Here is a 5817-nt window from a genome sequence, read left to right as displayed (position 1 = left end):
CTCAGGAGAGACTGAGGCATCTTTGAGGATGAGGCAGGCGGGCGCGCTGAGAGATTGGCGCATCTGTTTGTTTTGGCCGCTGGGTGTTGCTCTTTGACATTGATAGATAACTGAAGAGATATGTGGGCGGTTTGGTTCATTTCGATGGATCAACGTCTGTATATCGCGCCTTTAGCAAAGCCGATGATGCTGCTCTCAAGTAGCGAAGCGGTAGAGCGATGATAAGGTGTCAGCTTCACTGTTTGTACGGCTTCGGTTTCTTTTGAAACCAAGCACACAAACAGAGACTTTCATCAGGATTAGCCTCCTGATGAAGATGTGCAGAGGTTCGAACGTCAAGGATATGCGAGCAATCGCATTTCAACTTGAGAGTTTGATCCTGGCTCAGAACGAACGCTGGCGGCAGGCTTAACACATGCAAGTCGAGCGCACTCTTCGGAGTGAGCGGCGGACGGGTTAGTAACGCGTGGGAACGTGCCCTTCTCTAAGGAATAGCCACTGGAAACGGTGAGTAATACCTTATACGCCCTTCGGGGGAAAGATTTATCGGAGAAGGATCGGCCCGCGTTAGATTAGATAGTTGGTGGGGTAACGGCCTACCAAGTCTACGATCTATAGCTGGTTTTAGAGGATGATCAGCAACACTGGGACTGAGACACGGCCCAGACTCCTACGGGAGGCAGCAGTGGGGAATCTTGGACAATGGGCGCAAGCCTGATCCAGCCATGCCGCGTGAGTGATGAAGGCCCTAGGGTCGTAAAGCTCTTTCGCCAGGGATGATAATGACAGTACCTGGTAAAGAAACCCCGGCTAACTCCGTGCCAGCAGCCGCGGTAATACGGAGGGGGTTAGCGTTGTTCGGAATTACTGGGCGTAAAGCGCACGTAGGCGGATCGGAAAGTTGGGGGTGAAATCCCGGGGCTCAACCCCGGAACTGCCTCCAAAACTATCGGTCTAGAGTTCGAGAGAGGTGAGTGGAATTCCGAGTGTAGAGGTGAAATTCGTAGATATTCGGAGGAACACCAGTGGCGAAGGCGGCTCACTGGCTCGATACTGACGCTGAGGTGCGAAAGTGTGGGGAGCAAACAGGATTAGATACCCTGGTAGTCCACACCGTAAACGATGAATGCCAGTCGTCGGGTAGCATGCTATTCGGTGACACACCTAACGGATTAAGCATTCCGCCTGGGGAGTACGGTCGCAAGATTAAAACTCAAAGGAATTGACGGGGGCCCGCACAAGCGGTGGAGCATGTGGTTTAATTCGAAGCAACGCGCAGAACCTTACCAACCCTTGACATCCTCGGACCGCCAGAGAGATCTGGTTTTCACTTCGGTGACCGAGTGACAGGTGCTGCATGGCTGTCGTCAGCTCGTGTCGTGAGATGTTCGGTTAAGTCCGGCAACGAGCGCAACCCACATCCTTAGTTGCCAGCAGTTCGGCTGGGCACTCTAGGGAAACTGCCCGTGATAAGCGGGAGGAAGGTGTGGATGACGTCAAGTCCTCATGGCCCTTACGGGTTGGGCTACACACGTGCTACAATGGCATCAACAATGGGTTAATCCCCAAAAGATGTCTCAGTTCGGATTGGGGTCTGCAACTCGACCCCATGAAGTCGGAATCGCTAGTAATCGCGTAACAGCATGACGCGGTGAATACGTTCCCGGGCCTTGTACACACCGCCCGTCACACCATGGGAGTTGGGTTTACCCGAAGGCCGTGCGCTAACTTTTGAGGCAGCGGACCACGGTGAGCTCAGCGACTGGGGTGAAGTCGTAACAAGGTAGCCGTAGGGGAACCTGCGGCTGGATCACCTCCTTTCTAAGGATGATGCTAGTCAGATTAGCTTGCTAATCTCGTGCATCACTTAGCAGAAGATCGGCAAACAAAGCCGGTCAACATCAGGACCGAGCCGTCCTCATATCTCTTCAGACAGTCGAGCCTCAGACCCCTGAGGTTCAGCAAGGGGCCTTAGCTCAGCTGGGAGAGCGCCTGATTTGCATTCAGGAGGTCAGGAGTTCGATCCTCCTAGGCTCCACCACTTTGCAATCGGCCCCATTTAGAATGGGTCGGTAGCTCAGGTGGTTAGAGCGCACGCCTGATAAGCGTGAGGTCGGAGGTTCAAGTCCTCCTCGACCCACCATTCCCCGATTAGATCGATAAGCACCGCAAGTGGTTCTTATCCGTCCAATCGGACGCAGTTTTGACATCGTATAGAGAGAAAAATCAACAACACCGTTGATCGCCCCGAGTGTGGGGATGATCTCGGATTGGTGCCGATCCCTTCGGGGTGAAGCAAGCCGGAAGATACGTCATGTTTCCTCAGACGCCTTCTGGTATGCCGGTTCGAAACGACGGAGTTGTCCAAGTCAAGTACACTAACCCGCATGATCTACCCGATCATGCATTGTTCTTTCGTCCGCCTGCGACCGACATCACAGGCATAAGGATGAAAGAGCGGGAAAGTATGCTTTTTGGTTCAGAGACAGATGATCCGGTTGTGAACCAGCTTCCGGATCCGACAGTTGTCAAAGACTGTCTCTTTCTGGACCAGATCAAGCGCGAGAAGGGCGTTTGGTGAATGCCTTGGCAGTAAGAGGCGATGAAGGACGTGATACTCTGCGATAAGTCATGGGGAGCCGAGAATAGGCTTTGATCCATGAATTTCCGAATGGGGGAACCCACCTGACAGTTCGATATTGTTACCACGGTAGCCAATATCTTGCTGAACCAGGTACTTAAAACCTGAATACATAGGGTTTTAAGAGCAAACCCGGGGAACTGAAACATCTAAGTACCCGGAGGAAAGGACATCAATTGATACTCCCTTAGTAGCGGCGAGCGAACGGGGACCAGCCGAGCCAGAGAAGTGACTGGAATGCGTTGGGAAGCGCAGCCATAGCGGGTGATAGCCCCGTACAGGAAGCTTTGATGGACGTATTAAGTAGGGCGGAACACGTGAAATTCTGTCTGAAGATCGGAGGACCACCTTCGAAGGCTAAGTACTCCTTACTGACCGATAGTGAACCAGTACCGTGAGGGAAAGGTGAAAAGCACCCCGACGAGGGGAGTGAAACAGTACCTGAAACCGAACGCCTACAATCAGTTGGAGGCCCCTTGAGGGCTGACAGCGTACCTTTTGTATAATGGGTCATCGACTTGGTCTCACGAGCAAGCTTAAGCCGCTAGGCGAAGGCGCAGCGAAAGCGAGTCTTAATAGGGCGAATGAGTTCGTGGGATCAGACCCGAAACCGAGTGATCTAGGCATGGCCAGGTTGAAGGTGCGGTAACACGCACTGGAGGACCGAACCCACATCTGTTGAAAAAGATCGGGATGAGCTGTGCCTAGGGGTGAAAGGCCAATCAAACTCGGAGATAGCTGGTTCTCTGCGAAATCTATTTAGGTAGAGCGTCATCCGAATACCCCGGGGGGTAGAGCACTGGATGGGTAATGGGGCCCCACAGGCTTACTGATCCTAACCAAACTCCGAATACCCGGGAGTACTAGATGGCAGACACACTGCGGATGCTAACGTCCGTAGTGGAGAGGGAAACAACCCTGACCTCCGGCTAAGGCCCCCAATTCATGGCTAAGTGGGAAAGCAGGTGGGACGACCAAAACAACCAGGAGGTTGGCTTAGAAGCAGCCATCCTTTAAAGATAGCGTAACAGCTCACTGGTCTAAATAAGTTGTCCTGCGGCGAAGATGTAACGGGGCTCAAGCCATGAGCCGAAGCCGAGGATGCACATAGTGCATGGTAGCAGAGCGTAGTGTGACATAGTCTCATGTCTCCTTACTTCCTTCGGGAAGATTGGAGACAAGAGGCTTTCGATGAAGCCGGGGCGTGAGCCATCCGGTGGAGAGATCACTAGCGAGAATGATGACATGAGTAGCGACAAAGAGTGTGAGAGACACTCTCGCCGAAAGTCCAAGGGTTCCTGCTTAAAGCTAATCTGAGCAGGGTAAGCCGGCCCCTAAGCCGAGGCCGAAAGGCGTAGGCGATGGGAACCAGGTTAATATTCCTGGGCCAGGAGGATGTGACGGATTGCGACTGTAGTTCAGCCTTATCGGATTGGTTGGGCTGCTGAGCAGTCCCTGGAAATAGCCCTCCATCAGACCGTACCCTAAACCGACACAGGTGGACTGGTAGAGAATACCAAGGCGCTTGAGAGAACGATGTTGAAGGAACTCGGCAAAATACCTCCGTAAGTTCGCGAGAAGGAGGCCCGGGTTCAAGGCAACTTGGATCCGGGGGCACAAACCAGGGGGTGGCGACTGTTTATTAAAAACACAGGGCTCTGCGAAGTCGCAAGACGACGTATAGGGTCTGACGCCTGCCCGGTGCCTGAAGGTTAAAAGGAGGAGTGAGAGCTCCGAATTGAAGCCCAGGTAAACGGCGGCCGTAACTATAACGGTCCTAAGGTAGCGAAATTCCTTGTCGGGTAAGTTCCGACCTGCACGAATGGCGTAACGACTTCCCCGCTGTCTCCAACATCGACTCAGCGAAATTGAATTGCCTGTCAAGATGCAGGCTTCCCGCGGTTAGACGGAAAGACCCCGTGCACCTTTACTACAGCTTCGCACTGGCATCAGGATTGTGATGTGCAGGATAGGTGGTAGGCATCGAAACCAGAACGCTAGTTCCGGTGGAGCCTCCCTTGAGATACCACCCTTCGCACTCTTGATGTCTAACCGCGGTCCGTTATCCGGATCCGGGACCCTGCGTGGCGGGTAGTTTGACTGGGGCGGTCGCCTCCTAAAGCGTAACGGAGGCGCGCGAAGGTTGGCTCAGAGCGGTCGGAAATCGCTCGTTGAGTGCAATGGCAGAAGCCAGCCTGACTGCGAGACTGACAAGTCGAGCAGAGACGAAAGTCGGCCATAGTGATCCGGTGGTCCCGAGTGGAAGGGCCATCGCTCAACGGATAAAAGGTACGCCGGGGATAACAGGCTGATACTGCCCAAGAGTCCATATCGACGGCAGTGTTTGGCACCTCGATGTCGGCTCATCTCATCCTGGGGCTGGAGCAGGTCCCAAGGGTACGGCTGTTCGCCGTTTAAAGAGGTACGTGAGCTGGGTTTAGAACGTCGTGAGACAGTTCGGTCCCTATCTGCCGTGGGTGTAGGATACTTGAGAGGAGTTGCCCCTAGTACGAGAGGACCGGGGTGAACGATCCACTGGTGGACCTGTTATCGTGCCAACGGTAGTGCAGGGTAGCTATGATCGGAAAGGATAACCGCTGAAGGCATCTAAGCGGGAAGCCCCCCTCAAAACAAGGTATCCCTGAGGGCCGTGGAAGACCACCACGTCAATAGGCCGGAGATGTAAGTGCAGCAATGCATTCAGTTGACCGGTACTAATCGCCCGATAGGCTTGATCTGTTCCAGTAACAGACAGTCTCGTAAACACCAAAAAGCAAAACGAAACTTGGACAAAACGTTGATAGATAAGCCTAGCGCTTGTGGAAATGTCTTCGTGACATAACTCAGGTGCGGCAACGGGTATTTGCTTTGCAAATACCCTGCCTGCCGCTAACCAAGAAAATCCAACAAGCCCCAGGCTTGTTGGTATTTTCTTGGTTTGGTGGTCATAGCACGAGCAAAACACCCGGTCCCATCCCGAACCCGGAAGTTAAGTGCCGTCGCGCCAATGGTACTTGGGCTTAAGCCCTGGGAGAGTAGGTCACCGCCAAACCTAGTAAATACCAAAAAATCTCTCTAACGATCATAACCAACAATCTCCGCGGGATGGAGCAGCCCGGTAGCTCGTCAGGCTCATAACCTGAAGGTCGCAGGTTCAAATCCTGCTCCCGCAACCA

At 53.3% G+C, this 5817-nt stretch carries 3 tRNA genes and 3 rRNA genes; all 6 read left to right on the top strand.

Annotation, left to right across the window (positions count from 1 at the left end):
• Positions 1–361: 361 nt before the first annotated feature.
• A 16S ribosomal RNA gene (locus SM766_RS20815) occupies positions 362–1821 on the top strand.
• A 144-nt stretch (positions 1822–1965) separates the two neighbouring features.
• A tRNA-Ala gene (locus SM766_RS20810) sits at positions 1966–2041 on the top strand.
• A 25-nt stretch (positions 2042–2066) separates the two neighbouring features.
• A tRNA-Ile gene (locus SM766_RS20805) sits at positions 2067–2143 on the top strand.
• A gap of 410 nt (positions 2144–2553) precedes the next feature.
• A 23S ribosomal RNA gene (locus SM766_RS20800) occupies positions 2554–5380 on the top strand.
• Positions 5381–5578: 198 nt separating this feature from the next.
• Positions 5579–5693: ribosomal RNA gene (gene rrf / locus SM766_RS20795) — 5S ribosomal RNA — on the top strand.
• The 16S, 23S and 5S rRNA genes sit together here with 3 tRNA genes alongside, the layout of an rRNA operon.
• A gap of 47 nt (positions 5694–5740) precedes the next feature.
• Positions 5741–5817: transfer RNA gene (locus SM766_RS20790), tRNA-Met, on the top strand.

This window comes from Pseudophaeobacter sp. A-200-2 (assembly GCF_041008815.1).
GTDB classification, from domain to species: Bacteria; Pseudomonadota; Alphaproteobacteria; order Rhodobacterales; family Rhodobacteraceae; genus Phycobacter; species Phycobacter gallaeciensis_A.
This window is presented reverse-complemented; position numbering and strand designations above follow the sequence as displayed.